General features: G+C 73.8%; 24 protein-coding genes. 9 read left to right on the top strand and 15 right to left on the bottom strand.

Features of this window, described 5'->3' with window-relative positions:
- Positions 1-46 precede the first annotated feature (46 nt).
- Positions 47-838 (top strand): ABC transporter ATP-binding protein, encoded by a 792-nt coding sequence (locus tag EIZ62_RS18440; protein WP_156693746.1) that lies wholly within the window; start codon positions 47-49, stop codon positions 836-838.
- Positions 835-2,418: a transporter gene (locus EIZ62_RS18435; protein WP_244375779.1), complete on the top strand. Its 1,584-nt coding sequence runs from the start codon at positions 835-837 to the stop codon at positions 2,416-2,418. The genes EIZ62_RS18440 and EIZ62_RS18435 overlap by 4 nt, the downstream gene beginning before the upstream one ends.
- On the opposite strand, the gene EIZ62_RS18430 is transcribed toward EIZ62_RS18435, so the two are convergent.
- Both EIZ62_RS18430 and EIZ62_RS18425 read right to left on the bottom strand, forming a co-directional pair.
- Complete coding sequence (locus tag EIZ62_RS18430) at positions 2,415-3,284, bottom strand: alpha/beta fold hydrolase (RefSeq protein WP_156693745.1); 870 nt, start codon at positions 3,282-3,284, stop codon at positions 2,415-2,417. The genes EIZ62_RS18435 and EIZ62_RS18430 overlap by 4 nt on opposite strands.
- A 443-nt stretch (positions 3,285-3,727) precedes the next feature.
- Positions 3,728-4,420: an iron-dependent transcriptional repressor DtxR gene (locus tag EIZ62_RS18425; protein ID WP_156693744.1), complete on the bottom strand. Its 693-nt coding sequence runs from the start codon at positions 4,418-4,420 to the stop codon at positions 3,728-3,730.
- A gap of 153 nt (positions 4,421-4,573) precedes the next feature.
- Between EIZ62_RS18425 and EIZ62_RS18420 the strand changes: the two genes are divergently transcribed.
- Complete coding sequence (locus EIZ62_RS18420) at positions 4,574-5,341, top strand: SIS domain-containing protein (RefSeq protein WP_156693743.1); 768 nt, start codon at positions 4,574-4,576, stop codon at positions 5,339-5,341.
- Between the two features lie 10 nt (positions 5,342-5,351).
- Here EIZ62_RS18420 and EIZ62_RS18415 read toward each other — a convergent pair whose 3' ends face one another.
- Together EIZ62_RS18415 and EIZ62_RS18410 are read right to left on the bottom strand one after the other, a co-directional pair.
- Positions 5,352-6,557 (bottom strand): ATP-binding protein, encoded by a 1,206-nt coding sequence (locus EIZ62_RS18415; protein WP_156693742.1) that lies wholly within the window; start codon positions 6,555-6,557, stop codon positions 5,352-5,354.
- On the bottom strand, positions 6,554-7,213 hold the full coding sequence (locus tag EIZ62_RS18410; RefSeq protein WP_156693741.1) for a response regulator transcription factor: 660 nt from the start codon (positions 7,211-7,213) through the stop codon (positions 6,554-6,556). The genes EIZ62_RS18415 and EIZ62_RS18410 overlap by 4 nt, the downstream gene beginning before the upstream one ends.
- 90 nt (positions 7,214-7,303) lie before the next feature.
- Between EIZ62_RS18410 and EIZ62_RS18405 the strand changes: the two genes are divergently transcribed.
- Genes EIZ62_RS18405 through EIZ62_RS18390 form a run of 4 tightly spaced genes read left to right on the top strand, consistent with a single transcriptional unit; the run spans position 7,304 to position 10,708 of the window.
- Positions 7,304-7,774, top strand: coding sequence for a hypothetical protein (locus tag EIZ62_RS18405; protein ID WP_156693740.1), 471 nt, complete (start codon positions 7,304-7,306; stop codon positions 7,772-7,774).
- Positions 7,771-8,832, top strand: coding sequence for an efflux RND transporter periplasmic adaptor subunit (locus EIZ62_RS18400; RefSeq protein ID WP_244375777.1), 1,062 nt, complete (start codon positions 7,771-7,773; stop codon positions 8,830-8,832). Before EIZ62_RS18405 ends, EIZ62_RS18400 begins: the two co-directional genes overlap by 4 nt.
- Positions 8,829-9,512 (top strand): ABC transporter ATP-binding protein, encoded by a 684-nt coding sequence (locus tag EIZ62_RS18395; RefSeq protein ID WP_156693739.1) that lies wholly within the window; start codon positions 8,829-8,831, stop codon positions 9,510-9,512. The genes EIZ62_RS18400 and EIZ62_RS18395 overlap by 4 nt, the downstream gene beginning before the upstream one ends.
- Complete coding sequence (locus tag EIZ62_RS18390) at positions 9,512-10,708, top strand: ABC transporter permease (protein WP_156693738.1); 1,197 nt, start codon at positions 9,512-9,514, stop codon at positions 10,706-10,708. The genes EIZ62_RS18395 and EIZ62_RS18390 overlap by 1 nt, the downstream gene beginning before the upstream one ends.
- A 340-nt stretch (positions 10,709-11,048) precedes the next feature.
- Here EIZ62_RS18390 and EIZ62_RS18385 read toward each other — a convergent pair whose 3' ends face one another.
- Complete coding sequence (locus tag EIZ62_RS18385) at positions 11,049-12,359, bottom strand: PAS domain-containing protein (RefSeq protein WP_156693737.1); 1,311 nt, start codon at positions 12,357-12,359, stop codon at positions 11,049-11,051.
- Between the two features lie 479 nt (positions 12,360-12,838).
- Here EIZ62_RS18385 and EIZ62_RS18380 point away from each other — a divergent pair, with 479 nt between their 5' ends.
- The gene (locus tag EIZ62_RS18380; RefSeq protein ID WP_156693736.1) at positions 12,839-13,165 is read left to right on the top strand and encodes a hypothetical protein; all 327 of its coding nucleotides are present in this window, start codon (positions 12,839-12,841) and stop codon (positions 13,163-13,165) included.
- Between the two features lie 37 nt (positions 13,166-13,202).
- On the opposite strand, the gene pdxH is transcribed toward EIZ62_RS18380, so the two are convergent.
- Positions 13,203-13,871: a pyridoxamine 5'-phosphate oxidase gene (gene pdxH / locus EIZ62_RS18375; RefSeq protein WP_156693735.1), complete on the bottom strand. Its 669-nt coding sequence runs from the start codon at positions 13,869-13,871 to the stop codon at positions 13,203-13,205.
- Positions 13,872-14,092: 221 nt separating this feature from the next.
- Here pdxH and EIZ62_RS18370 point away from each other — a divergent pair, with 221 nt between their 5' ends.
- Complete coding sequence (locus EIZ62_RS18370) at positions 14,093-15,193, top strand: citrate synthase 2 (protein WP_156693734.1); 1,101 nt, start codon at positions 14,093-14,095, stop codon at positions 15,191-15,193.
- A 4-nt stretch (positions 15,194-15,197) separates the two neighbouring features.
- On the opposite strand, the gene EIZ62_RS18365 is transcribed toward EIZ62_RS18370, so the two are convergent.
- From EIZ62_RS18365 to EIZ62_RS18325, 9 genes are all read right to left on the bottom strand, one after another.
- Complete coding sequence (locus EIZ62_RS18365) at positions 15,198-15,800, bottom strand: TetR/AcrR family transcriptional regulator (RefSeq protein WP_156693733.1); 603 nt, start codon at positions 15,798-15,800, stop codon at positions 15,198-15,200.
- Positions 15,788-16,525, bottom strand: coding sequence for an enoyl-CoA hydratase family protein (locus tag EIZ62_RS18360; RefSeq protein WP_156693732.1), 738 nt, complete (start codon positions 16,523-16,525; stop codon positions 15,788-15,790). The genes EIZ62_RS18365 and EIZ62_RS18360 overlap by 13 nt, the downstream gene beginning before the upstream one ends.
- Positions 16,522-18,111, bottom strand: a complete 1,590-nt coding sequence (locus EIZ62_RS18355) for a 4-coumarate--CoA ligase family protein (protein WP_156693731.1) — start codon at positions 18,109-18,111, stop codon at positions 16,522-16,524. The genes EIZ62_RS18360 and EIZ62_RS18355 overlap by 4 nt, the downstream gene beginning before the upstream one ends.
- A 42-nt stretch (positions 18,112-18,153) precedes the next feature.
- Entirely contained in the window at positions 18,154-19,296 is a 1,143-nt protein-coding gene (locus tag EIZ62_RS18350; RefSeq protein WP_156693730.1) for an acyl-CoA dehydrogenase family protein, read from the bottom strand.
- Positions 19,293-21,218: an acetyl/propionyl/methylcrotonyl-CoA carboxylase subunit alpha gene (locus tag EIZ62_RS18345; protein ID WP_156693729.1), complete on the bottom strand. Its 1,926-nt coding sequence runs from the start codon at positions 21,216-21,218 to the stop codon at positions 19,293-19,295. The genes EIZ62_RS18350 and EIZ62_RS18345 overlap by 4 nt, the downstream gene beginning before the upstream one ends.
- Positions 21,219-21,229: 11 nt before the next feature.
- Positions 21,230-22,828: an acyl-CoA carboxylase subunit beta gene (locus tag EIZ62_RS18340; protein WP_156693728.1), complete on the bottom strand. Its 1,599-nt coding sequence runs from the start codon at positions 22,826-22,828 to the stop codon at positions 21,230-21,232.
- Positions 22,825-24,498, bottom strand: coding sequence for an acyclic terpene utilization AtuA family protein (locus EIZ62_RS18335; protein ID WP_156693727.1), 1,674 nt, complete (start codon positions 24,496-24,498; stop codon positions 22,825-22,827). Before EIZ62_RS18335 ends, EIZ62_RS18340 begins: the two co-directional genes overlap by 4 nt.
- Entirely contained in the window at positions 24,495-25,280 is a 786-nt protein-coding gene (locus tag EIZ62_RS18330; RefSeq protein ID WP_156693726.1) for a TIGR03084 family metal-binding protein, read from the bottom strand. Before EIZ62_RS18330 ends, EIZ62_RS18335 begins: the two co-directional genes overlap by 4 nt.
- Positions 25,281-25,358: 78 nt before the next feature.
- Positions 25,359-26,321: an EamA family transporter gene (locus EIZ62_RS18325; RefSeq protein ID WP_156693725.1), complete on the bottom strand. Its 963-nt coding sequence runs from the start codon at positions 26,319-26,321 to the stop codon at positions 25,359-25,361.
- Position 26,322: the final 1 nt, after the last annotated feature.

The following is a 26,322-nucleotide window of genomic DNA, read 5'->3' as shown; positions in this document are numbered from 1 at the left end:
CCGTAGGCTGGTTCTCGTATCCAGGGGACTACGGGAGGCAGTGACCATGCCGGACCAGGTGAGGGACGGGCTCGCGCCCGCGGTGCGGGTCGAGGGGTTGTGGAAGCGGTTCGGCGAGCAGATCGCCGTCGCCGGGGTCGATCTGACGCTTCCGGCGGGCCGCTTCATCGGGCTGGTGGGTCCGAACGGGGCGGGCAAGACGACGACCCTGTCGATGGTGACGGGCCTGCTGCGGCCCGACCAGGGGCGGGTCGAGGTGGTGGGGCACGACGTGTGGCGCGATCCGGCCGCGGTGAAGGAGCGGATCGGTGTCCTGCCGGAGGGGCTGCGGCTGTTCGAGCGGCTGTCGGGGCGCGAACTCCTCGCCTACACCGGGCGGCTGCGGGGGCTCCCCGGGGACGAGGTCGACAAGCGGGCCGCCCAGCTGCTGGACGTGCTGGACCTGGCGGGCGCGCAGAACAAGCTGGTCGTCGACTACTCGACCGGTATGCGCAAGAAGATCGGGCTCGCGGCGGCTCTCCTCCACAATCCCGAAGTGCTCTTCCTGGACGAGCCGTTCGAGGGGGTCGACCCGGTGTCGGCGCAGACCATCCGGGGCGTCCTGGAGCGCTACACGTCCTCGGGCGCCACGGTCGTCTTCTCCAGCCATGTGATGGAACTGGTGGAGTCGCTGTGCGACTGGGTCGCGGTGATGGCGGGGGGCCGGATCCGGGCGCAGGGCACGCTGGCCGAGGTGCGGGGCGAAGCGCCCTCGCTCCAGGCCGCGTTCCTGGAACTGGTGGGGGCGCAGGGGCGGGACGCGGGCGAGTCGCTGGACTGGCTGGGCGGTGCCCGGTGACGCTGACGCAGGTCTTCGTACGGCTCAAGCTGTCGCTGCTGCTGAACGGGCTGCGGCAGTCGGCGGGGCGCACGGCGGCGTATGTGACGTCCGCCGTGCTGGCGTTGCTGTTCGCGGCGGGGCAGTTGCTCGGGCTGGTGCTGCTGCGGGGCAGCGAACACGCCGCCACGGTAACGGTGTTGCTGACGGGGTTGCTGGCGCTGGGGTGGGCGGTGATGCCGCTGTTCTTCCCGAGCGGGGACGAGACGCTGGATCCGACACGGCTGGTGATGCTGCCGCTGCGGCCGGGACCGCTGGTGCGGGCGCTGCTGGTGTCGTCCCTGGTGGGGATCGGGCCGCTGTTCACGCTGTGTCTGGCGGTCGGGTCGTCGGTGGCGCTGGCGCGCGGGGCGTTCGCCGTGCTGGTGGCCGTGGTGGCGGTGCCCCTGGTGCTGCTGGTGTGCGTGGCGCTGGCGCGGGCGGTCGCCGCGGCGAACGTCCGGCTGTTGACGTCCCGCAAGGGCCGGGACCTGGCGGTGCTGAGCGGTCTGGTGATCGCCGTGGGCATCCAGTTCGTCAACTTCGGTGCGCAGCGCCTGGGGCGGGCGGGCGGTCTGTCGGCGCTGGACCCGGCGGCGGACGTGGTGCGGTGGCTGCCGCCCGCGTCGGCGGTCTCGGCGGTCGGCTCGGCGTCGGCGGGCGCGTACGGCGAGGCCGTGGCGGGGCTCCTGCTGACGGCGGCGGCCCTGGTGGCGCTGCTGTACGCGTGGCGGCGCAGCCTGGTGAAGCTGATGACGGCGCCGGACGGTTCGACGCTGGCGGCGTCCTCGCGCCCGTCGCGCCGTGAGCCGTCCTCGTCCGGGCCCGGCCGGCTGTGGCCCGAGGGACGTACCGGCACGGTGATGCGACGGAGTCTCCAGTATGTGACGCGGGACCCGAAGACCAAGGCGGCCTGGGTGACGTCCCTGGTGATCGGTCTGATCGTGCCGCTGTTCAACGCCCTTCAGGGCACCGGGTCGGTGTACTTCGCGTGCTTCGCGGCGGGCATGCTCGGCATCCAGATGTACAACCAGTTCGGCCAGGACACCTCGGCCTTCTGGATGGTCGCCATGACGATCTCGTCCACGCGGGACGCCTACGAGGAGCTGAGGGCCCGGGCCCTCGCCCTCCTCCTCGTCACCCTCCCGTACACCCTGCTGGTCACCGGCCTCACGGCGGCGGTCCTGGGCGACTGGCGGTCACTGCCGCAGGCGCTGGGGCTCTCCTTCGGCGTACTGGGCGCGATGCTGGGCACCGGCGCGGTGGCGTCGGCCCGCTTCCCGTACTCCATCCCTCAGGACAGCGGCTTCAAGAACGTGGCACCGGGCCAGGCCGGACTGGCGTGGATCTCCATCCTGGGCGGCATGGTCGCCGCGGCGCTGCTGTGCGCCCCGCTGATCGTCCTCACGATCGTGCTGGACCCGGGCCTCTCCTCGGCGCTGCTCCTCCTCGCACTCGGTGCCGGCTGGGGCACGCTGCTGTCCTGGGCGGGCCTGCGCCTCGCCGCCCCCCGCACGGCGGACCGCCTCCCGGAGATCCTCGCGGCGGTGAGCAAGGGCTAGGACGTCAGGACGCCGTCCAGGAAGGGCGTGACGGCGGCGCGCCAGCCGTCCGGCTGGTCGTAGTGGACGAGGTGGCCGGCGTCCGGCACCTCCGCGTACTGGCCGTGCGGCAGGACCCGGACCATCTCCTGGGCCTCCGCACGGCCCAGCTCGCCGTCGAGGCCGCGGACCACGAGCGTGGGGCAGCGGACCTGGGCGAGGGAGTCCCAGTGGGCGTCATGGACCCAGGTCTTGCGGGACGTGAGCATCTGGCGGCGGGAGAACAGGGGGCGCCAGCCGTCGGGCCCCTCGGCCATGACCTCCGCGTAGAACGCGCCGCGCGCCGGGTTCGGCCGCTCCACCCAGGGGTCGTCCTCGCCGAACCACTTCCGCACGTCGGCGAGCGTGGCGAAGGGCAGCGGCCACGAGCGGAACCAGTCCTCCCACTCGCGCTGGGACGCGGCGCCCAGCGCGGAGGCCCGCATGTCGCAGATGACCAGCGCCCGCACGAGGTCCGGCCGCTCCGCGGCCAGCTGCCAGGCCGTCAGGGCGCCCATGGAGTGGCCGATGAGGGTGACCGGGGCGAGCCCCAGCTGTTCGACCGCGGCGACGGCGTCGGCGACGTACGCCTCGCGGGTGAAAGGGCCGTCCGCCGGCTTGGCGCTGTGCCCGTGCCCCCGCTGGTCGAGCGCGACGGCCCGGTGCCGCTCGGCGAGCCAGCGCGCGGTGGACGCCCAGTGCGAGGCGCGGCCCATCAGGCCGTGGAGAAGGAGCACCCCGGGCGCCCGCTCGGCGTCACCGGACGTCCGGCCCTTGGGCGGGTCGGCGAACTCCCAGGCGGCGAGGTGTAAGCCGTCGGCTCCGGTCAGGTCGATGCGTCGCACCATGTGTCCTGACACCCCCTTCTCTGACGTGCCCGGCCAGAGTATCGAACCTGCATTCGAAAACACGGCTCTCGCGCATAACACCGCTCGTTCGAGTGACCCCGCTCAAGGATTGACGGGCTCCGCCGAGGGGAGATCTTCATCGGGAGGCGGGCCGCTCGGGGAAAACGGTCCGAGGGGGACGACCCTGAGAGCTCGGGGCTCCGGGTCAGCACAGGGGAGGACAAGCCCCGGCGCCGAAAGGCGTCGGGGCTCTCCCCATGTCCGCGGCGCACCGGCTGTTCCCTCCCCGGGGTCATATGCCTCCCCCAAGACTGGCACGGGGCGCGTCCATCCGCTGCCATTCCGCCCACTTCCGGCGGGGGTACGCCACGCACCCCCCGTCCCGCACCCGGGGCGGGACCTGACCCGAGGCCCCCAACGGGTGGGAGCCGTCCGGCGGCGGGTCAGCGCTTGGCTACGAAGACGTGGGACGCGACGTCGGCGCCGAGTTCCGCGGCTTCGCCGCTGCTGCCGACCAGCACGCCGCCCGCCGACTCCGTCACGCTCACCACCGAGCCGGGCTGCACGCCCGCGCGGCGCAGCGTGTACATGAGCTGGGCGTCCGTCTGGATCGGCTCGCCGATGCGCCGCACGACCACGGTCTTGCCCTCCGGGCCCGCGTCGAGCTCGGCCAGCGACACCATGCCCTCGTCGAGGAACGCCTCGGCCTCCGACTTCTCGCCCAGCTCCTCCAGGCCCGGGATCGGGTTGCCGTACGGCGACTCGGTGGGGTGGCGCAGCAGCTCCAGCACGCGGCGCTCCACCGCCTCGCTCATCACGTGCTCCCAGCGGCACGCCTCGGCGTGGACCTGCTCCCACTCCAGGCCGATCACGTCGACCAGCAGGCACTCGGCGAGCCGGTGCTTGCGCATCACACGGGTCGCCAGGCGGCGGCCCTCGTCGGTCAGCTCCAGGTGCCGGTCGCCCGCGACGGTCACCAGACCGTCCCGCTCCATCCGCGCCACCGTCTGGCTGACGGTCGGCCCGCTCTGGTCCAGCCGCTCGGCGATGCGGGCGCGCATGGGCACCACACCTTCCTCTTCGAGCTCGAGGATGGTGCGGAGATACATCTCCGTGGTGTCGATCAGTCCGGACATTCGTGCCCCTCGAAAATTATCGTGCGCTGGCCCTGACTCAATTCTTGCGCATCGGGCCGACAACCGTGCCGCCCTGTGGACAAGCCGGTATTGACAGAGCAATGGTCCAGACCGCAACGTGATCCGCGACACGGAGAGAAGGGGCCTGACGCCATGCCTGAGACCAGTGGTGGGAGCGAGCTGGCCGACCGGTTCTTCGACGCCGCGATCGGCCTGCTCCGGCGGGTCCGGGACGAGGAGGCGCGGAACGTCGCCGCCGCGGGCGCGGTCGTCGCGGACGCCGTCGCCGCGGGCGGCCGGCTGTTCACGTTCGGCGCGGGCCACTCGTCGCTCGCCGCCCAGGACGTGGTCTACCGCGCCGGCGGCCTGGCACTGGTGAACCTGCTGGCCGTGCCCGGCGCCGTCGGGGTGGACGTGATGCCCGCGACGCTGGGGTCGGCCCTGGAGCGGGTGGACGGCCTCGCGGGCGCGGTCCTGGACTCGTCACCCGCCCGCGCCGGCGACGTACTGATCATTGTTTCGCTGTCCGGGCGCAACGCCCTGCCCGTGGAGATGGCGATGAACGCCCGCGCGCTGGGCCTGAAGGTCATCGGGGTGACGTCGGTGGCGTACGCGGAGGAGACGAAGTCGCGGCACACGTCCGGCACGTTCCTCCGGGACCACTGCGACGTCGTGGTGGACTCGAAGATCGCCGTGGGGGACGCGGAGCTCACCCACGAGGGCGTGGAGACACCGTTCGCGCCCGCGTCGACGGTCGTCACCAGCGCGCTGATGCAGGCGGTGATGGCGGCGGCCGCCGAGGCCATGGTGGCGCGCGGCATCGAGCCGCCGCTGCTGCGCTCCGGCAACGTCGACGGCGGACACGAGTGGAACGGCCGGGTGATGACCGAGTACGCGGACCGGATCTTCTTCCGCCACTAGGTCGTGCGCCCTAGGAGGCGGTCCCCCGGCCGAAGTCCACCCGCACGGTCAGTCCGCCGTCCGGCGCCGGGTGGGCCGTCGCCGTCGCCGACGCCCCGTGCGCGCGGGCGATGGACTGGACGATCGACAGGCCGAGGCCCGCACCCTCGCCGGGGGCGTGACGGCGTTCCGCGAGCCGCCGGAACGGCTCGAAGAGCAGCGGCACGGTCTCCGCCGGGACGACCGGGCCCGTGTTGGAGACCTCGACGCCCGCGGGCCCGGTGCGCACCGCAACCCGGCCGCCCCGCGCGTTGTGCCGGATGCCGTTGACGACGAGGTTGTGGACCAGCCGGTCCAGCAGGACCGCGTCGCCGGCGACGGTCAGCGGCTCGGCTTGGACCGAGACGGTGACGTCCCGTGCGGCGGCCTCGGCCGCGAGGGCGTCGGCGGCCGACCGGGCGACCTCGTGGACGGCGACCGGCTCCCGGGCCCGCAGGCCCTGGTCCGAGGCGGCCAGCAGCAGCAGTCCGTCGATGATTCGCTCGCTGTCGTCGGCGACGGCGATCAGCTTGCCGCGGATGCGGTCCACCCGCTCCCGGTCCGGCTCCCCGGCCAGGCCGATCTCCGCGGCCGCCCGCTGCACCGCCACCGGGGTGCGCAGCTCGTGCGCCGCGTTCGCCGCGAACCGCTGCTGCGCCCCGACGAGCTGTTCCATCCGGTCGAGCATCCCGTCGAAGGTGTCGGCGAGGCGCTTCAGCTCTCCGGGCGGGCCGGCGAGCGCCAGCCGTTCGTGGAGGTTCTCGCCGGACAGCCGCCGCGCCTTGTCGGTGATCACCGCGACCGGCCGCAGGACCCGCCCGGCCATCCACCACGCGAGGGCCACCGAGACCAGCGCGTACAGGGCGAGGACCAGCAGCGAGACGGTCAGCAGCCGGCTCAGCGCGGCCTCCTCGGCGGCGTCGCTGAGCTGCCGGGTGACCGCGTACCCGCGTGCCACCGCGCCGGGCGGGACGGGCAGCGGGCTGGCCGGCACGGCCGAGCGGGTGGGCAGCGGCTCCGCGGGCCGGAACCCGGAGGGGTCGAACGAGGACGCCGGGACGGCCGTCGTCACCGCCGTACTGATCGAGGTGTACAGGCCGTCCCGTACGAGCAGGTAGACGAGCCCCGTCAGCAGCGCGCCCGCCCCGACGAGCAGGCCGCCGTACAGCGCGGTGAGCCGGGCGCGTTCGCTGCTCACGAGGCGATCCGGTAGCCCGCGCCGGGCACCGTCTCCACCACGGGCGGCTCGCCCAGCTTGGCGCGCAGCTTGCTCAGGGCGACCCGTACCGCGCTGGTGCGGTAGCTGGTGTGCTCCTCCCACACCTGCTCGATCAGGTCCTCGCCGCTGACCACCGCGCCCTCCGCGCGCAGCAGCGCCTCCAGGACGGCGAACTCCTTGCGGGACAGGTTCAGGTACCGCCCGTCGCGGCTGGCCTGCCGGCGGGCGGTGTCGAGCACGATTCCGGCCCGCTCCAGGACCGGCGGCAGGGCGGGGTGCGCGCGGCGGCCGAGCGCCAGCACGCGCGCGAGGAGCTCGTCGTACGCGAAGGGCTTGGTCAGGTAGTCGTCGGCGCCGAGGCCCAGGCCGTCCACCCGGTCCCGTACGGTGCCGGACGCCGTCAGCATCAGGATGCGGGTCAGCAGCCCCTGCCGGACCACCCGGCGGCACACCTCGTCGCCGTGGAGGCCCGGCAGGTCCCGGTCCAGGACCATGACGTCGTACGCCCCGAACTGAAGTTTCCGCAGCGCCTCCGGGCCGTCCGGCGCCACGTCGACGGCGAGGGCGTCCCGGCGCAGGCCCTCCGCGATCATCTCCGCGAGGAAGTCCTCGTCCTCCACCACCAGTACGCGCATGCGTCCTGTGTAACCCACGGGCACCTTTCGGCGGTGTTAACGGATCCCTTGGCAGCGGCGAAACGTCCGTCCCGGGCAGCCTCCACGGCCATGAGAATCCGACACTGCACAGCCGTGGCCGCCCTCGCCCTGCTCGCCGCCGCCTGCTCGGGCACGGAGAGCGGGACGAAGACCGAGGACGTCAGCGGCGAGGGGAAGAAGGCCGACCAGGCCCTGGAGTACCGCACGTGCCTGCGCGAGAACGGGCTGGACGTGCCCGAACCGAAGCCGGGCCAGGACGAGCGCGGCATCACCGTCGGCGGCGACCTCAGCAAGGAGCAGATGGAGAAGGCCTTCAAGGCGTGCCGCGGGAAGGGCGGAGGCGCCGGCTCCGGCGAGATCACCCAGGCCGACAAGGACAAGGCGCTGAAGTACGCGCGCTGCATGCGGGAGAACGGCGTCAACATGCCCGACCCCACGTTCGACGGGTCGATGGCCCAGGCGCTGCCCATGCCGACGGCCGGCCCCGAGAAGGAGAAGTTCGACAAGGCGATGAAGGTCTGCGGGGGCGAGACCCGGTGACCCGCCGCCGACTCCTCGTCGCGCTCACCGTCATCGTCGTCGCGGCGGGCGGCGGCGCCGCCGTCACCGCGTACAGCGCCCCGGAGCAGAAGTCCGCGCCCAAGGACTCCGGCGGCCCGTCCGCGACGGCCACGGTCCAGCGCGGTGACCTCACCGACAGCAGCCGGCAGACCGGCACCCTCGGCTACGCCAAGGAGCGCCGCATCAACGCCGGGCCCTCCGGCACCCTCACCTGGATCGCGGGCGCCGGCTCCACCATCGAGCGCGACGAACGGCTGTACGAGGTCGACGGCCGGCCCGTCCGGCTCATGTACGGCAGCGGGCCGATGTACCGGACGCTGAAGCCCGGCGACGAAGGCCGGGACGTCGAGGAGCTGGAGGAGAACCTCCGCGACCTCGGCCTCGGTTCCGGTCTCGCCGTCGACGACACGTACACCGAGGGCACCGCCGACGCCGTCAGACGCTGGCAGGAGTCCCACGACCTGAAGCAGACCGGGCGCGTCGGACCCGACCAGGTCGCCTTCGCGTCCGGCTCCGTCCGGGTGAAGGAGACCGGTGGGGCGGTCGGTGACCCGGTGGGGCCGGGCAAGCCCGTGCTCACCGTGACCGGCGCCGAACGTGTCGTACGGTTCCAGCTGCCGGTGTCCGACGGGTCCCTGGCGAAAACCGGCACCAAGGTCACGGTCGAACTGCCCGACGGCACCAGCGCGCCCGGCGAGGTGACGGGCGTCGGCAAGACCGCGAAAACCAGCGACGACCCGCAGGACAAGACGCCGAAGATCGACATCACGGTGTCCTTCGACGACCCGGCCAAGGTCAGGGCGTTCGACCAGTCACCGGTCACCGTGAACCTCACCGGCCAGACCCGCAAGGGCGTCCTGTCCGTCCCCGTCAACGCCCTCCTCGCCCTCCCCGGCGGCGGTTTCGGCGTCGAGGTCGTCGAGGGCGGCCGCAGCCGGGACGTGAAGGTCGAGCTGGGCATGTTCTCCGACGGCCGGGTCGAGGTCAGCGGCGGCGGGCTGCGCGAGGGCATGAAGGTCGGGGTGCCGTCCCTGTGAACACGGTCGTCCGGCTGACCGGCGTCACCAAGGAGTACGCGGGCGGCGTCACGGCGCTCGACGGCGTCGACCTCTCCGTCACGGCGGGCGAGCTGGTCGGGATCGTCGGCCCGTCCGGATCCGGCAAGTCCACGCTGCTGCACATCGTCGGCACCCTCGACCGGCCGACGGCGGGGCGGGTGGAGATCGCCGGGCACGACGTGGCGGAACTGACCGACCGGCGGTTGTCGGCGCTGCGCGCCCGGCACATCGGCTTCGTGTTCCAGGCGTTCCACCTGGTGCCGGGGGTCAGCGCCCGGGACAACGTGGCGGAAGGACTCCTCTACTCCGGCCTGCCTCGCGCCCGGCGCCGCGCGCTGGCCGCCGAGGCGCTGGCCCGGGTCGGGCTCGCCGACCGCCAGGGGCACCGGCCGCACGAGCTGTCCGGCGGGCAGAAACAGCGGGTCGCGATCGCCAGAGCGGTCGTCGGCCGGCCGGACCTGCTGCTCGCCGACGAACCGACCGGGGCGCTGGACACGGCGTCCGGGGAGGCGGTGATGGAGCTGCTGCACGCCCTCAACGACGAGGGCGCCACCATCGCCGTCATCACACACGACACGGAGATCGCCGGACGACTGCCGCGTCAGGTGCGGCTCCGGGACGGGCGGATCGTCGCGGACACCAGGAAGGTGGCGGCCTGATGGCACGTCGTTCGAGAGCCGCCCGGCTCGGGCCCCGCGACGTCCTGCACGTCGGCGCGTCCGGGCTGCGCAGCCGGCCGGTGCGGATCGTGCTGTCCGCGCTGGGCATCGCCATCGGCATCGCCACGATGATCGCGGTGGTGGGCATCTCCGCTTCCAGCCAGGCCCAGTTGATGCGGCAGCTCGACGCACTCGGCACCAACATGCTGGTGGCGACGCCCGGTGAATCGATGTTCGCCGGGCAGGACGTCAAGCTGCCGAAGGACGCGCCCGGCATGGTCGGCCGCGTCGACGGCGTACAGCACGTCGGCGCCACGGGAGACGTGCCCAGGTCGGTGCGCCGCTCCGAGAAGATCCCCGAGGAGGAGACGAGCGGCATCGCCGTGAAGGCCGCCACGGAGGACCTCCTCGAGGTGCTGCGCGGCGCGGTCGGCCGCGGGACGTGGCTGAACGGCGCCAACGGCCGCTACCCGTCAGCCGTGCTCGGGCACATCGCCGCCGAACGGCTCGGCATCACGGAGCCGGGGCGCCAGGTGTGGATCGGCGACCGGTACTTCACGGTCGTCGGCATCCTCGACCCGCTGCCGCTCGCCCCCGAGATCGAACGGTCCGCCCTCGTCGGCTGGGCGGCCGCCGAACGGCTGCTGGGCTTCGACGGCCACCCCACGTCGGTGTACGAGCGGTCCACCGACGCCTCGGTCCAGGACGTACGCGCCCTGCTGGCGGCCACGGTCGACCCGCGCAACCCGCAGAACGTCCGGGTCACCGACCCGTCGTCGGCGCTGCGCGCCAAGGCGGCGACGGAGGGCGCCTTCTCGACGCTGCTGCTCGGCCTGGGCGGTATCGCGCTGCTGGTCGGCGGGGTCGGCGTGGCCAACACCATGATCATCTCGGTGTTGGAGCGGCGCCACGAGATCGGCCTGCGCCGCGCGCTGGGGGCGACGCGGGGGCAGATCCGGATCCAGTTCGTCACCGAGTCGCTGATGCTCTCCGGCCTCGGCGGGGTGGCGGGTGTCGCCCTGGGCGCCGCCGCCACGGGCGCGTACGCCGCGTCCGGCGGTCTTCCGTGGGTGGTCCCGCCCTGGGCGGTGGGCGGCGGGTTCGGCGCGACGCTGGTGATCGGCACGGTGGCGGGGCTGTATCCGGCGGTACGGGCGTCCCGCCTGTCCCCCACGCTCGCGCTGCACGCCGCGTAGCGGCCCACGACCCGCACCCGGCGACGTACCGGGGTGGGGCCGTGCAGGGTCGCCCCCGCAGCGGATCGGCGGCGAGATACGGCACCGTTTCGAGGCCGGGTGCCCCGCCGACCGCGAGGAGGCGAGCCCGGAGGGGCCACGCCCCACACCCACCGGGGGTCACCGCACCCAAGGCACCGCCCCAGGGCGAACCGGGACAGGGCACCGCCCCGGTCCCGTTGTGCCCACCCTCCCCCAAGCTCTCGGCTTCGCTCGAGCAGGGGGGACCCCCATCGCCCTGCGGAACGATTGCCCACAACGGGGTGGGCGGGGACGACTGCCGCAACGCAGCCGGTGGGGGTCAGTCGCGGGACAGGGACAGGTCCACCGACGCGGCTACGCGGACCGCGACGCTTTCCGCGTAGACCGCGTCCGGGCGTTCGAAGGCGGGGCGGGTGGCCGAGCGGAGGAAGGTGACCACGCCGAGCGTGCGGCCGCGGCTGCGGAGCACCGTGCACAGGGCGTGCGCCGCGTCCGGGGGCCATTGGCGTTCGGTCGCCCACGCCTCGGACGCGGCGCTCGCGCGCACGGAGCCCGCCCGCTCCACGGCCTGGAGCGCGGGGTGCCCCGCCGCGTACCGGACGGGGATTCCCGCGCCGGCGAGGCGGGCCACCGGGCCGGGCGCCCCGGTCGGGGAGGCGGCCGCCCGGACGAGGCGGCCGCCCTCGGCGAGGTCCACCAGCGCATGGTCGGCGAACCCGGCGAGCGCGAAGTCCAGGTAGGTGGCCGCGGCGTCCATCGGGTCCTCGCACTCGGCCGCCGCGCCGCCCGCCCGGTGCAGCTGGCTGACCCTGAACCGCATCCGGTCGGCCTCCTGTTCGGCGAGTTTCGCGTCCGTGACGTCGCGGAACAGCCAGCCGACCCCCAGCGGAACCGGTTCCTCGGCGAGCGGTGACGCCAGCCGCAGGAAGCCGCTGCGCCAGCAGCGCCGCCGCTCCCCCTCGGGCGTCCTGAGGGTCACCCACAGCTCGACGGGCGCCCGGGGCGCGCCTTCCGCCAGGACGTGGTGGAGGGCGCCCTCCAGTTCTTCCACGCCCTGCACGACCAGTTCGCCGAGCGGCCGCCCGAGCAGCGACGTACGGGCGGCGCCGAGGGCCTGCGCGGCGTGGGCGTTCACGACGGCGGGGCGCAGGTCGACGTCGACGAGGACGACGCCCCAGGAGGCGTCCTCGAACAGCGCCTCGCTCAGCGCGATCGACCGCTCCAGGTCGATCTGGGCGTGCACCTCGCTGAAGGCGCAGTACACCCCGGCGGGTGCGCCGTCCGCGCCCCGGACGCCGGCCGACTGGGTGCGCACGAGGACGCGGCCGCCGTCCTTGCGGAGGAGGGCGAACTCGTGGACCTGTCTGCCGGGCGTGTCCATGACGGCCATCAGGCGCTGCCGCACGTCGTCGGCGTCGGCGCTGCGGACGGCCCATCCGGCGAAGCCGCTGCGTCCGACGGCCTCCTCGGTGCTCCACCCGAGGATCCGTTCGGCCTCCCGGTTCCAGTGGGTGATCACCCCGTCGGCGTCGAACGCGCACAGTGCCGCGTCCATCCCGTCGAGCAGCGCGGCGAGCAGATCCGCCCCGGGCCCCAGGGCCCTCGCGGTCTCGCTCCTGGACGCACTCATCCCGGTACCCCCTGCAGGACGTGTACTCACGTGCACGTGCACGCCACCGGTCATTCAACTGGAACGTGACGCAGCGCACAGCCGGTTCCCGGAAATCCCCCTGCTCGAACCCCGCTCGAACCCGCTCGGAAAAACCGGTTGTGGGGCGCGGAGACGGTTCCTAGGGTGTGGAGCACACGAAGAAAGGAGGTGATCCGGAAGTGGTTTCTTTTCGGATGCGTGAGGTGACTGCGGGCTGAGGCCTGTTGTCGCACTCTGTGCACATGTCGGCAGGCCTCCTGCCGCAATCTCCAGCAGTCACCGACCCGCGGGCTCGCCGGCACATCCGGCCGGCCTCTCCGTCAGGAGAGCCAGAGCCCGCGGGTTTCTGCTTGCCCGGCACCCGGGCTCCCCGGCACCCACCCCTGAGTACCACCGCGCCACGATCTGAGTACCGGGGACCATGCCCCGCCCACCGGCCGGCGACCAGGATGGCCGTCATGGACACCACAGAGACGACCGCCCCCACGTTCGCCCCGAGCACCGGGGCCGTCCGCGTGTTCGCCGGCATCGGACTGCTGCTGCTGGTGTTCGCCTTCCTCCTGACCGTGGGCATCGTGCTCCACCAGGCGTACTCCGGCGACGGCGCCAGCGGCCCGTCCACCGAGCTGGCCCTGTGGGCGCTCGGCTTCTCCGGACTGGTGGGCCTGTGGGCGATGAGCCTGCCCAAGGAAGCCGTGGGCCACGCCGTCCGGCGCGGCGCGGTGTTCGCCCAGTACGCGCTGATGGCCGCCGGACCGCTGCTGGCCGCCGTCGACCTGTCGTAACGCGCGGCGCGGAACCCGCGCCCCGGCACCCCCGCGCCTACGGCGCCAGCCGCTCGACCCGCCAGGCGTCGCCGTCGCGGACGTACCGCAGCCGGTCGTGGAGGCGGTTCTCGTGGCCCTGCCAGAACTCGACGGTCTCCGGGGTGACGCGGAAGCCGCCCCAGTGGGGCGGGACGGGCACCTGCTCGGCCTGCGGGTAGCGGGTGGCGAGTTCCTCGTAGCGGGCGAGGAGCTCCGCCCGGGAGGCGATCACCGAGGACTGTTCGCTGGCCCACGCACCGAGCTGGGAGCCGTGCGGGCGGGTGCGGAAGTAGGCGGCGGTCTCGTCGCGGCCGACGCGGGTCGCGGTGCCGGTGACGAGGACCTGGCGGGCGACGGGGTGCCAGGGGAAGAGGAGTGAGACGTACGGGTTGGTCTCCAGCTCCGTGCCCTTGCGGGAGCCGTAGTTGGTGAAGAAGACGAAGCCTCCTTCGTCGTAGTGCTTCAGGAGCACCGTTCGCGACGAGGGCCGGCCGTCGGGCGTGGCCGTGGACACGACCATGGCGTTGGGCTCGGTGATCGCGTCGCTGCCGGCGGCGTCCTTGAACCAGCGCGTGAACTGTTCCATCGGCTCGGCCGCGAGGTCCGCCTCCCGCAGTTCGGCGGTGCGGTACTGCTCGCGCATGTCGGCGGGATCGAGAGCTGCTGGATCGAGAGCGTCTGTCACGGGGCCATCCTGCCGTAGCGGCCCAGTCTGCCCGGCACCGCGTGCCACTAATCCTGCCTGACCGGTTCGGCGCAGTGTGCCGGATGTCACGCTTCCCCGCATCGGAGGAACCCGACAGACTCATGGGCTGGGTCACTGTTCCCTCCCGACGACGGTGCCGGACGACCACCAGCCGTACGGGGCACCACCACTGGAAGACTCACCTCACGAGGAGCCGCCTGATGTCCGACTTCGTACCCGGTCTCGAAGGGGTCGTCGCGTTCGAAACGGAGATCGCCGAACCGGACAAGGAGGGCGGCGCGCTCCGCTACCGCGGCGTCGACATCGAGGACCTGGTGGGCCAGGTCTCGTTCGGGAACGTGTGGGGCCTGCTGGTCGACGGGGCGTTCAACCCCGGCCTGCCGCCCGCCGAGCCGTTCCCGATCCCGGTGCACTCCGGTGACATCCGCGTCGACGTGCAGTCCGCGCTCGCCATGCTCGCGCCCGTGTGGGGCCTGAAGCCGCTGCTCGACATCGACGAGGAGCAGGCGCGCGACGACCTCGCGCGGGCGGCCGTGATGGCGCTGTCGTACGTCGCGCAGTCGGCGCGCGGGCAGGGCCTGCCGATGGTGCCGCAGAGCGAGATCGACAAGGCGGAGTCCGTCGTCGAGCGGTTCATGATCCGCTGGCGCGGCGAGCCGGACCCCAAGCACGTGAAGGCCGTCGACGCGTACTGGACGTCCGCCGCCGAGCACGGCATGAACGCCTCCACGTTCACCGCCCGCGTCATCGCCTCCACGGGCGCGGACGTGGCGGCGGCGCTGTCCGGTGCCGTCGGCGCCATGTCGGGCCCGCTGCACGGCGGGGCGCCGTCCCGCGTCCTCGGCATGATCGAGGAGATCGAGCGGACCGGTGACGCCACCGCGTACGTCAAGCGGGCCCTCGACAAGGGCGAGCGCCTGATGGGCTTCGGCCACCGCGTGTACCGCGCCGAGGACCCGCGCGCCCGCGTCCTGCGCCGCACCGCCAAGGAGCTGGGCGCGCCGCGCTTCGAGGTGGCGGAGGCGCTGGAGAAGGCCGCGCTGGAGGAGCTGCACAACCGGCGTCCGGACCGGGTCCTGGCGACGAACGTGGAGTTCTGGGCGGCGATCATGCTGGACTTCGCGGAGGTCCCGGCGCACATGTTCACGTCGATGTTCACCTGTGCCCGCACGGCCGGCTGGTCGGCGCACATCCTGGAGCAGAAGCGCACCGGCCGCCTGGTCCGCCCGTCCGCCCGCTACGTGGGCCCGGGTTCGCGCGGCCCCCAGGAGATCTCCGGCTACGAGGACATCTCTTCCTAAGGGCTCATGGGGCCGCCGGGCCCAGTGCGCCGTCCAGGAGGGCGGTCCACTGGGCGACCACCCGGTCGCGGCGGGCGCTGTCGTCGGTGAGGAGGTTCGCGAGGCCGAGGCCCCGGGCCATGTCCAGCAGGCCCTGCACGGTCTCGCGGACGCCGGGGCGGGACTCGTCGGCGCCCAGCAGTTCGACCGCGATGCGGTGGGTCTCGCGGCCCACGCGGGCCTCCAGCTCCGTCACCCGGGGGCGCAGCTGCTCCTCGTCGCAGGCGGCGACCCACAGGTGGAGGGCAGCCCGGAACAGGGGGCCGGTGTAGAGGCCGACGAGGGCGGCGACGACCGACGCGCGGTCCTGCACCGGCAGGGCGCGCAGCGCCTGGGAGCGTTCCTCGGCGACGTACTCGACGGCGGCGGTGAACAGGTCCTCGCGGGTGGGGAAGTGGTGCTGTGCCGCGCCCCGGGAGACGCCGGCGTGTTCGGCGACGACGGAGACCGTCGAGCCGGCCCAGCCGCGTTCCGCGAGGCACGCCACGGCCGCCGCGAGGAGCCGTTGCCGGGTGGCCCGGCTGCGGTCCTGCTTCGGCTCCTTCGCGGCAGTGGTCACACCACCCATGCGGGGTCCCGTCGTTCGAGGAAGGCGGTCATTCCCTCGCGTGCCTCCGCCGAGGCGAAGAGCGAGGCCGAGCGCTGGACGAGGTCCTCCGCGTCGCGCTCGAAGGTCTCCAGCACCCTAGCCGTGACCAGCCTCTTGGCCTCGGCCAGCCCCTGGGGCGAGGCCCTGCGCAGGCCGTCCAGGACGGGTGCGAGGGCTTCGTCCACGTCGTCGCCGACGACGGTGACCAGCCCGATCCGTGCCGCCTCGGCGGCGTCGAACCGTTCGCCGGTGAGGTAGTAGCGGGACGCGGCGCGCGGGTCGAGGCGGGGCAGCAGGGACAGGGAGATCACGGACGGGGCGACCCCGATGCGTACTTCCGTGAGCGCGAAGTCGACGTCCGTCCCGGCGGCGACGACGTCGCAGGCCCCGAGGATGCCGAGCCCGCCGGCGCGGACGTGCCCGGCGACGCGGGCGACCACCGGTTTGGGCAGTTCCACGAGCGCCCGCAGCAGCGCCACGAACGTGTACGGGCTGGGCGGCGCCTTCAGGTCGGCTCCGGCGCAGAACGTGGGGCCGGTGTGCGTGAGCACCACGGCCCGTACCGCGGGGTCCTTGCCGCAGCTCTCCAGTGCCTGGGCCAGTTCGCCGACGAGCCGCGCCGACAGGGCGTTGCGGCTCGCCGGGGAGTCCAGTGTCAGGGTGGTGATGCCCCGCTCGTGCGCGGTGGTGACGAGACTCGTCATGCGCTTTCCCGTTCCCTTTCCCATTCCCTCAGTTCGCGCCGGAGGATTTTGCCCGACGCCGCCCTGGGCACGGCGTCGATGAACTCGACGCGCCGGATCTTCTTGTACGGGGCGACCTTCCCCGCCACGAAGGCGATGATGTCGTCGCCGGTGAGGCCGGTGGCGTCCGGCTGCCGTACGACGTAGGCCTTGGGCACCTCGTTGCCGTCGTCGTCGTACACCCCGATCACCGCCGCGTCCGCGACGCCCCGGTGGGTGAGCAGCAGTGCCTCGAGTTCGGCCGGGGCGACCTGGAAGCCCTTGTACTTGATCAGTTCCTTGACCCGGTCGACGACGAACAGCCAGCCGTCGTCGTCGACCCGTCCGACGTCGCCGGTGTGGACCCAGCCGTCGGCGTCGATCATCGCGGCGGTGGCGTCGGGGCGGCCCAGGTAGCCCTTCATCACCTGGGGGCCCCGGATGGCGATCTCGCCCTCGTCGCCGGGGGCGGCGTCCTTCGCCGGGTCGTCGAGGGACAGGATGCGCATCTCGGTGTTCGGCAGGAGCCTGCCGACGGTGCCGGGCGGCGGGTCGGTGGCGTCGAGCGGGACGACGTGCGTGCCGGGCGACAGCTCCGTCATGCCGTACGCCTGCCGCACCGGGGGCAGCCCGAGGCGGGTGGCGCAGGCTTCGGCGAGGCGGGCGTCCAGCGGGGCGGCGGCGCTGACGACGTACTCCAGCGAGGACAGGTCGTAGTGGGCGACCGCCGGGTGTTTGGCGAGGGCGAGGACGATCGGCGGGGCGACGTACAGGGCGTTGATGCGGTGCTTCTGGATGGCCGCCAGGAACTGGTCGAGGTCGAAGCGGGGCAGGACGACGACGGTGGCGCCCATCCGCAGCGGGGCGTTCATCAGGGCGGTCAGCCCGTAGATGTGGAAGAAGGGGAGGACCGCCAGGATCCGGTCGCCGGGTCCCATGGGGATGGTGGGTTCCAGTTGCGCCAGGTTGGTGGCGATGGAGCGGTGGGTGAGCATGACGCCCTTGGGGACGCCGGTGGTGCCCGAGGAGTACGGCAGGGCGGCGAGGTCCTCGTCCGGGTCGAGGGTGACGTCCGGTTCGGGGGCGGTCGAGCCGAGCATGTCGAGGACGGAGCGGTGCCCGTCGGCCTCGTCGCAGACGAGGATCTCGGTGACGCCGCCGGCGAGTTCGGCCGCCCGCCGCGCGGTGGCGAGCAGTGGCGAGACGGTGACGATCCAGCGGGCGCCGCTGTCGCGCAGCTGCTTGGCGAACTCCTCCGGGGTGGCGAGCGGGTGGACGGTGGTGACGGCGGCCCCGGCGCGCGTCGCCGCGTAGAAGACGACCGGGTAGGCGACCGTGTTGGGGCTGTGCAGGGCGAGGACGTCGCCCTTGCGCAGCCCCGCCTCGGCGAACGCGGCGGCGAGGCGCCGGTGGTAGGTGTCGAGTCGGCCGTAGGTGAGGGTCAGTTCGCCCGTGCCGTCGACGAGGGCGGGCCGGTCGGGGTGCGCGGCGGCCGACCGGGCCAGGACCGCGTCGTGGATGGGGAGGGAGACGGGGGGAACGTCCGCGTACGCGCTGTGGAACACCATCACGGCTCCTGTCGGTACGGCGGTACCGGGCACGGGGTGTGCTCAGTACGACTTGGGCAGGCCCAGGGTCTGGTGGGACACGTAGTTCAGAATCATTTCCCGGCTGACCGGAGCGATGCGTGCCACTCGCGACGCGGTGATGAGCGACGCGAGGCCGAACTCGCGGGTGAGGCCGTTGCCGCCGAGGGTGTGGACGGCGCTGTCGACGGCCCGCACGCACGCCTCGGCGGCCGCGTACTTGGCCATGTTGGCGGCCTCACCGGCGCCCGTGTCGTCGCCCGCGTCGTAGAGGTGGGCCGCCTTCTGCATCATCAGGCGGGCCAGTTCCAGTTCGATGTGGACCTGGGCGAGGGGGTGGGCGATCGCCTGGTGGGCGCCGATGGGGGCCTTCCACACCTGGCGGTCCCTGGCGTATGCGACGGCCTTCGTCACGGCGTACCGGCCCATCCCGAGGGCGAACGCGGCCGTCATGATGCGTTCGGGGTTGAGCCCGGCGAACAGCTGGAGCAGCCCGGCGTCCTCGTCGCCCACCAGCGCGTCCGCCGGGAGGCGCACGTCGTCGAGGGTCAGCTCGAACTGCTTCTCGTGGGCGTTGAGTTCCATGTCGATGCGGCGGCGGCCGAAGCCGGGGGCGTCGCGCGGGACGATGAACAGGCACGGCTTGAGCTTCCCGGTGCGGGCGTCCTCGGTGCGGCCGACGATCAGCGTGGCGTCGGCGATGTCGACGCCCGAGACGAAGACCTTCCGGCCGGTCAGCACCCAGTCGTCGCCGTCCCGGCGGGCGGTGGTGGTGATCCGGTGGGAGTTGGAGCCCGCGTCGGGCTCGGTGATGCCGAACGCCATGGTGCGGCTCCCGTCGGCGAGCCCCGGCAGCCAGGCGGCCTTCTGGGCGCCGGTGCCGAAGCGGGCGACGACGGTGCCGCAGATGGCGGGCGAGACGACCATCATGAGCAGCGGGCAGCCGGCCGCGCCGAGCTCTTCGAGGACGATGGACAGTTCGGCCATGCCGCCGCCCCCGCCGCCGTACTCCTCGGGCAGGTTGACCCCGAGGTAGCCGAGCTTCCCCGCCTCGGCCCACAGGGCGTCCCGGGCCGCCTCGTCGTGGGCGCGCCCGTGGCGGCGGCCGAGTGCGGCGACGGCGGCGCGGAGGGCGGACTGTTCCTCGGTCTCGACGACGGTGCTCATAGGTCGGTCTCCTTCTCCGGTGCTTCCTGTGCTTCCTGTGCTTCCTGTACGTGCTGTACGACGGCGAGCAGGGCACCGACCTCGACCTGGTGGCCGGGGGCGGCGTGGAGCGCGGTGAGCGTGCCGGGGGCGGGAGCGGTGACGCGGTGCTCCATCTTCATCGCCTCCAGCCAGACGAGGGGCTGCCCCGCCTCCACCCGGTCGCCAATCCGCACGTCGGCGACGCGGACGACGGTGCCGGGCATGGGCGCGAGCAGCGAGCCGGGCGCGGTGCGCTCGGCGGGGTCGGTGAACCGGGGGTGGGCGGCCAGCCGGTGGCCGTTCACGTGGACGACGCCGTCGCCGTACGCGGCGACCTGGAAGCGCCGCACGACACCGTCCACGTCGAGGCTGACGCACTCGGGGGAAACGGCCACCACGCGCGCGTGCGGGTGGGACTCGACGGTGAAGGAGCCGCCGCGGGTGGGCCGGTAGCGCACCTCGTGGTCGCCGTAGCGGGCGCTCTGCGGCTGCGAGGGGACGTTGCGGAAGGCGCCGAACCGGCCGGAGCGGGCGGACGCGGCGGCCAGGGCGGCGGCAACGGCCGCGTACTCGTCGCCGGGCGGGGGTGCGGTGAGCGCGCCGAGGTGCCGATCGTAGAAGCCGGTGTCGATCCGTCCCGCCGCGAAGTCGGGGTGCCGCAGCGAGCGGACGAGCAGGTCCCGGTTGGTGACCGGGCCGTGCACCCGGGCGCGGTCGAGGGCGTGGGCGAGGACGCGGACCGCCTCGCCCCGGGTGGGGGCGTGGGCGACGACCTTGGCGAGCATGGCGTCGTAGTGGACGCCGACCGTGTCGCCCGCCGCGTACCCGGCGTCGACGCGGAGTCCGGCGCCCCGGGGGACGTCCAGGGCGTGCACGACGCCCGTCTGGGGCGCCCAGTCGTGGGCCGGGTCCTCCGCGTACAGGCGGGCCTCCACGGCGTGGCCGCTCGGGGCGGGCGGCTCGGGCGGCAGGGGGGCGCCCTCGGCGATCCGGATCTGGTGGGCCACCAGGTCGAGCCCGAAGACGGCTTCCGTGACGGGGTGTTCGACCTGGAGCCGGGTGTTCATCTCCAGGAAGTACGCCCGGTCGCCGGCGACCAGGAACTCGACGGTGCCCGCGCCGGTGTAGCCGACGGCCCTGGCCGCCGCGACCGCCGAGGTGTGCAGCGTCTCGCGCAGGGCGTCTCCGAGGCCGGGCGCCGGGGCCTCCTCGACGACCTTCTGGTGGCGCCGCTGGAGCGAGCAGTCCCGGGTGCCGAGCGCCCACACCGTGCCGTGCGCGTCGGCGAGGACCTGCACCTCGACGTGGCGGCCGCGTTCGACGTACGGCTCCGCGAACACCTCGCCGTCCCCGAACGCGGACCGTGCCTCGGCGGTCGCCGCCGCCAGCTCGCCGGGCAGCGCGGCCAGGTCCCGTACGACCCGCATGCCGCGCCCGCCGCCGCCGGCCGCCGCCTTCAGCAGCAGCGGCAGGTCGGAGGCGGTGGCCGTCGCCGGGTCGACGGGCGCGAGGAGCGGGACGCCGGCCGCCGCCATCAGTTCCTTGGCGCGGGTCTTGGACGCCATCGTCTCGACGGCCTTGGGCGGCGGGCCGATCCAGGTCAGGCCCGCGTCCAGGACGGCCCGCGCGAAGTCGGCGCTCTCCGACAGGAAGCCGTATCCGGGGTGGACCGCGTCGGCGCCCGCCGCGAGCGCGGCCTTCACGATCAGGTCGCCGCGCAGGTACGTCTCCGAGGGCGCCGCGCCCGGCAGGCGTACCGCCGCGTCGGCCTCGCGGACGTGGCGGGCACCGGCGTCGGGGTCCGCGTACACCGCGACGGTGGCGATGCCGAGGTCGCGGCAGGTGCGGAAGACGCGGCAGGCGATCTCGGCGCGGTTGGCGACGAGGACGGTGGAGATCATGGTGGGGTCCCTCACATCCGGAAGACGCCGAAGCCGCCGCGTGCGCCTTCGACCGGGGCGGTGTGGATGGCCGACAGGCACAGGCCGAGGACGGTGCGGGTGTCGCGCGGGTCGATGACGCCGTCGTCGTACAGCCGTCCCGACAGGAACATGGGCAGGGACTCGGCCTCGATCTGCTGCTCCACCATGGCGCGAAGGCCCGCGTCGGCCTCGTCGTCGTAGGGCCGGCCCTTGGCGGCGGCGGAGGCCCGGGCGACGATCGACAGGACGCCGGCGAGCTGCTGGGGGCCCATGACGGCGGACTTGGCGCTGGGCCAGGCGAACAGGAAGCGGGGGTCGTAGGCCCGGCCGCACATGCCGTAGTGCCCGGCGCCGTAGGAGGCGCCGACGAGCACCGACAGGTGCGGGACCTTCGAGTTGCTCACCGCGTTGATCATCATGGCGCCGTGCTTGATGATGCCGCCCTGCTCGTACTCCTTGCCGACCATGTAGCCGGTGGTGTTGTGCAGGAACAGCAGGGGGACGTCCCGCTGGTTGGCGAGCTGGATGAACTGCGCGGCCTTCTGGGACTCGGCGGAGAACAGCACCCCTTGCGCGTTGGCCAGCACGCCGACCGGGTAGCCGTGCAGGCGCGCCCAGCCCGTGGTGAGCGACGGCCCGTACAGCGGCTTGAACTCGTCGAGGTCGGAGCCGTCGACGATCCGGGCGATCACCTCGCGCGGGTCGAACGGCGTCTTCAGGTCGCCGGGGACGATGCCGAGCAGCTCCTCCGGGTCGTACTTCGGGGGGTCGGCCGGGGCGGGGTCGGGGTGGGCCTTGCGGTGGTTGAGGCGGGCGACGATCCGGCGGGCCTGGCGGATCGCGTCGGCCTCGTCGACGGCGTAGTGGTCGGCGAGCCCCGACACGCGCGCGTGCATCTCGGCGCCGCCGAGCGACTCGTCGTCGCTCTCCTCGCCGGTGGCCATCCTGACCAGCGGCGGCCCGCCGAGGAACACCTTCGACCGCTCCTTGATCATCACCGTGTGGTCCGACATGCCGGGCACGTAGGCGCCGCCCGCCGTGGAGTTGCCGAAGACGACGGCGATGGTGGGGATCCCGGCGGCGGACAGGCGGGTGAGGTCACGGAACAGCGCCCCGCCGGGGATGAAGATCTCCTTCTGGGACGGCAGATCGGCGCCGCCGGACTCGACGAGGGAGATGCAGGGCAGGCGGTTGGCGTACGCGATCTCGTTGGCGCGCAGCGCCTTCTTCAGCGTCCACGGGTTGGACGCGCCGCCGCGCACGGTCGGGTCGTTGGCGGTGATCAGGCATTCGACGCCTTCGACGACCCCGATGCCGGTGACGATCGAGGCGCCCACCGGGTAGTCGCTGCCCCAGGCGGCCAGCGGGGACAGTTCGAGGAACGGCGCGTCGGGGTCGAGGAGCAGCTCGATCCGTTCGCGGGCCAGGAGCTTGCCGCGCCCCCGGTGCCGTTCGGTGTACTTCTCGCCGCCGCCGGCCAGCGCCCTGGCGTGCTCGGTCTCCAGCTCGGCGAGCCTGCCGAGCATGGTCGCGCGGTGGGCGGCGTAGTCGTCCGCGGTGGTGTCGAGGGCGGTGGGGAGGACGGTCACAGCAGGGCCTCCGGTAGGTCGAGGTGGCGGGCGCGCAGCCATTCGCCCAGCGCCTTGGCCTGGGGGTCGAAGCGGGCCTGGGCGGCGACGCCCTCGCCGAGCAGCCCGGTGACGGTGAAGTTCAGCGCGCGGAGGTTCGGCAGGACGTGCCGTTCGACGTCCAGGGAGGCGGTCTCGGGGAGCAGTTCGCGCAGCCGGTCGGTCGTCAGCGTGTGGGCGAGCCAGCGCCACGCCCGGTCCGTGGGGGCCCACACCCCGATGTTGGCGTCGCCGCCCTTGTCGCCGCTCCTCGCCCCGGCGACCAGCCCGAGCGGGGCGCGCCGGACCGGTCCGGGCGGCAGCGGCTCGGGCAGGGGCGGTTCGGGTACGGGTTCCAGGGGGCGGGTGGCTGCCGCGGGCGGGATCACCACGCGTTCGCCGCCGGGGAGCACGGCGGTGTGCGTGACGCCGGTGGGGTCGACGTACGCCGCTTCGAACACCCCGTAGGGCGCGCCCTTGCCGGGCGGGGCGGTGACGTGGAAGCCCGGGTAGCTGCCGAGGGCCAGCTCCACGGCGGCGCCGGTGACGGCCCGGCCCACCGCGTCGGGGTCGGCGTCGCGGACGACCAGGCGCAGCAGGGCGCTGGCGGTCTCCTCGGTGGCGGCGTCCGGCCGGTCGGTGCGGGCCAGCTCCCAGCGGACGTCGGAGGTCTTCGCGAACGAGCCCTCCAGCTGTTCGCGCACTAGCCGTGCCTTGGCCTCGACGTCGAGCCCGGTGAGGACGAACACGACCTCGTTGCGCCAGCCGCCGAGCCGGTTCAGCCCGGCTTTCAGCGTCGGCGGCGGCGCCTCGCCCCGTACGCCGGAGATCCGCACCCGGTCGGGGCCGTCCGCGTCGAGGCGCACGGTGTCGAGGCGGGCCGTCACGTCCGGCCCCGGGTAGCGGGCGCCCGCCGTCTCGTACAGCAGTTGCGCGGTGACGGTGCCGGTGTCGACGACGCCGCCGGTGGCGTGCTGCTTGGTGATGACGGATGACCCGTCCTCGTGCAGTTCGGCGACCGGGAAGCCGGGCCGGCGGACGTCGTGGCGGGTGAAGAAGGCGTAGTTGCCGCCCGTGGCCTGGGTGCCGCACTCCAGGACGTGCCCGGCGACCACCGCGCCCGCCAGCCGGTCGTACTCCTCGGGCCCCCAGCCGAACCACCAGGCCGCCGGCCCGCTGACCAGGGCGGCGTCCGTGACCCGCCCGGTCACCACCACGTCGGCCCCGCCGCGCAGGCACGCGGTGATGCCCCCGCCGCCGAGGTACGCGTTGGCGGTGAGCGCCCCGCCGGGCACCGGCAGCTGGTCGCCCTCCACGTGGGCGACGCGCACCTCCGGCAGGCCGAGGCGTTCCGCGAGGGCGCGCAGCGCGCCGGCGAGCCCGGCGGGGTTGAGCCCTCCGGCGTTGGTGACGATCTTGACGCCGCGTTCGCGGGCGAGCCCGAGGCCGTCCTCCATCTGCCGGAGGAAGGTCTTGGCGTAACCGAGGGCCGGGTCCTTCAGGCGGTCGCGGCCGAGGATGAGCAGGGTCAGTTCGGCGAGGTAGTCGCCGGTGAGGACGTCGAGTTCGCCGCCGGTGAGCATCTCGCGCACGGCGTCGAAGCGGTCGCCGTAGAAGCCGGAGGCGTTGCCGACGCGCAGCGGCCGTTTCACGCGGCCCCCTTGGGCGCGCGGCCGGGGCCGGCCGGTCCGGCGAAGGCCTGGGCGATGTCCAGCCAGGCGGACGCGTGGGCGCCCTCCGCGCGCAGGGCCGTGTCGTCGCGGTGGGCGCGCTGGGTGACCAGGAGGCAGAAGTCGAGGGCGGGGCCGGTGATCCGCTGGGTCGCGTCCTCGGGGCCGTAGGTCCACGGGCTTCCGTCCGGCGCGGTCAGCTCCACGCGGAACGGTTCGGCGGGCGGGGTCAGGCCCCGTACCGCGTAGGCGTAGTCCCGGGCGCGTACGCCGATCCAGGCGACGTGGCGCAGGCGGGCGGTCGGCGGGCGTACGGCGCCGAGGGCGTCGGCGACGTCCTGGCCGTGCGCCCAGGTCTCCATCAGGCGGGCGGTCGCCATGGACGTGGCGCTCATGGGCGGCCCGTACCAGGGGAAGCGGGCGCCGGCGGGGGCGGCTGCCAGGGCGTCGGCGAGCCGGGTGCGGCCGTCGCGCCAGCGGGCGAGGAGTTCGGCGGGCGGTGCGGCGGCGCCCGCGCCGGCGCCCTCGTCGACGAAGCCGTCGGGGTCCTTCAGCGCCTGTGCGGCGTGCGCGGCGAACCCGTCCGGGTCGGTGACCGCGAGCAGGGCCGCGTCGTCGGTCCAGGCGAGGTGGGCGATCTGGTGGGCGACGGTCCAGCGCGGCGCGGGGGTGGGGGTGGCCCAGCCGTCCGGTCTCAGGTCCGCGACCAGCCGGTCGAGCTCCTCGCTCTCCTCGCGCAGGTCGGCCAGCAGGGCATCGGACACGGGGCGCTCCCTCCGGGACACGGCAGTGCGTGCCCCGGAGCATGGCAGCGCCCCGAGAAACAAGCAAGCATGCTTGCTTTACTTTTTGGCCGTCCGCTTCGGCATCTGCGAGCGCACCGCGCCCATGCTCGCCGCGATGACCAGCGCGATCGCCAACGCATCGGTGACGGAGAGGGCTTGGTGCAGCACGAAGAACCCGGCGGTCGCCGCGATCGCCGGCTCCAGGCTCATCAGGATCGCGAAGGTCGGCGCGGGCAGCCGCCGCAGCGCCAGCAGTTCGAGGGTGTACGGGAGGACCGACGACATCAGCGCGACGGCGAGGCCCAGCCCGATCGTCGAGGGCACCAGCAGCTTGGACCCGGCCTCGGCGACGCCCAGCGGCACCGTCAGCACCGCGCCGAAGGCCATCGCGAGGGCCAGCCCGTCCGCCTGCGGGAACCGCCGCCCGGTCCGGGCGCTGAAGACGATGTACGCGGCCCACATCGCACCCGCCCCGAGCGCGAACGCCGCGCCCAGCGGGTCCAGCCGGTCGAAGCCGCCGCCGCTCAGCAGCACCACGCCGCCCAGCGCGAGCCCGGCCCACACCAGGTTGACCAGCCTCCGCGAGGCGACCACCGACAGCACGAGCGGCCCGAGCACCTCCAGGGTGACGGCGGCGCCCAGCGGGATGCGGTCGACGGCCTGGTAGAAGAGGACGTTCATGCCGGCCATCGCGGCACCGAAGGCCACGACCGTCCCCCAGTCGGCACGCGCGTACCCGCGCACCCGGGGCCGGCACACCGCCAGCAGCACCACGGCGGCGAGGATCAGCCGCAGCGTGACCACGCCGAGCGCCCCGGCCCGCGGCATGAGCAGCACGGCGACCGCGGACCCGAACTGCACGGACAGCCCTCCGGCCACCACCAGCGCGACCGGCCCCAGCGCCCCGCGCCGCCCACCGCCCGGCCCCTCGGGGTGCGCGGCGGACGCCTCGGGCAGCGCGACGGCGGAGGCGTCGGCGGTACGGGCGGCGGCGGCCTCCGTACGGGCGGTGTCGTTCACC

This window comes from Streptomyces ficellus (assembly GCF_009739905.1).
GTDB classification, from domain to species: Bacteria; Actinomycetota; Actinomycetes; order Streptomycetales; family Streptomycetaceae; genus Streptomyces; species Streptomyces ficellus_A.
The sequence above is the reverse complement of the archived record's forward strand: the minus strand, read 5'-3'. Positions and strand labels throughout refer to the sequence as shown.

Bases quoted from the DNA above. Each gene is read 5' to 3' on its own strand.
- EIZ62_RS18380 (WP_156693736.1), top strand. From the start codon at position 12,839: ATGGACACCACAGAGACGACCGCCCCCACGTTCGCCCCGAGCACCGGG.
- EIZ62_RS18370 (WP_156693734.1), top strand. From the start codon at position 14,093: ATGTCCGACTTCGTACCCGGTCTCGAAGGGGTCGTCGCGTTCGAAACG.
- EIZ62_RS18355 (WP_156693731.1), bottom strand. From the start codon at position 18,111: ATGGTGTTCCACAGCGCGTACGCGGACGTTCCCCCCGTCTCCCTCCCC.
- EIZ62_RS18410 (WP_156693741.1), bottom strand. From the start codon at position 7,213: ATGCGCGTACTGGTGGTGGAGGACGAGGACTTCCTCGCGGAGATGATC.
- EIZ62_RS18345 (WP_156693729.1), bottom strand. From the start codon at position 21,218: ATGATCTCCACCGTCCTCGTCGCCAACCGCGCCGAGATCGCCTGCCGC.
- EIZ62_RS18360 (WP_156693732.1), bottom strand. From the start codon at position 16,525: ATGACGAGTCTCGTCACCACCGCGCACGAGCGGGGCATCACCACCCTG.
- EIZ62_RS18350 (WP_156693730.1), bottom strand. From the start codon at position 19,296: ATGAGCACCGTCGTCGAGACCGAGGAACAGTCCGCCCTCCGCGCCGCC.
- EIZ62_RS18385 (WP_156693737.1), bottom strand. From the start codon at position 12,359: ATGAGTGCGTCCAGGAGCGAGACCGCGAGGGCCCTGGGGCCCGGGGCG.
- EIZ62_RS18365 (WP_156693733.1), bottom strand. From the start codon at position 15,800: ATGGGTGGTGTGACCACTGCCGCGAAGGAGCCGAAGCAGGACCGCAGC.
- EIZ62_RS18420 (WP_156693743.1), top strand. From the start codon at position 4,574: ATGCCTGAGACCAGTGGTGGGAGCGAGCTGGCCGACCGGTTCTTCGAC.
- EIZ62_RS18390 (WP_156693738.1), top strand. From the start codon at position 9,512: ATGGCACGTCGTTCGAGAGCCGCCCGGCTCGGGCCCCGCGACGTCCTG.
- EIZ62_RS18425 (WP_156693744.1), bottom strand. From the start codon at position 4,420: ATGTCCGGACTGATCGACACCACGGAGATGTATCTCCGCACCATCCTC.
- EIZ62_RS18440 (WP_156693746.1), top strand. From the start codon at position 47: ATGCCGGACCAGGTGAGGGACGGGCTCGCGCCCGCGGTGCGGGTCGAG.
- EIZ62_RS18405 (WP_156693740.1), top strand. From the start codon at position 7,304: ATGAGAATCCGACACTGCACAGCCGTGGCCGCCCTCGCCCTGCTCGCC.
- EIZ62_RS18430 (WP_156693745.1), bottom strand. From the start codon at position 3,284: ATGGTGCGACGCATCGACCTGACCGGAGCCGACGGCTTACACCTCGCC.